Annotated in this window: 1 protein-coding gene; it reads left to right on the plus strand. The window is 63.6% G+C overall.

All coding sequences use genetic code 11. The annotated features are described in order from the left end of the window. Positions 1–264 (plus strand): hypothetical protein (locus LVY65_RS13170; protein WP_235068731.1); only part of this gene is annotated, 264 nt, incomplete at both ends.

Consider the following 264-nt stretch of genomic DNA (forward strand, 5'->3'; position numbering starts at 1 on the left):
ATCTCTCGCGAGGCCAGCGCTTTTAGCGCCATTGCTTCGAACGCCGATGCGTTCAAGGCGCTCGCGGCCAATGCCAATGCGTTGTCGATGGCGGCGAAGAGCGCCAATGCCTTCAGCGGCTATGCGGCCCGCGCCAACGTCAATTCCCAGGCGGCCGCTGCGATCGCGCAAAATGCCTCGGCATTCCATGCGTTGTCCATGCAGCCGCAGGCTTTTGCCGCGATTGCGCAGCATCCGTCGGCATTTGCCGCGTTGGGCAGGCAC

This window comes from Sphingomonas cremea, from assembly GCF_021502585.1.
In the GTDB taxonomy this organism is placed as follows: domain Bacteria; phylum Pseudomonadota; class Alphaproteobacteria; order Sphingomonadales; family Sphingomonadaceae; genus Sphingomicrobium; species Sphingomicrobium cremea.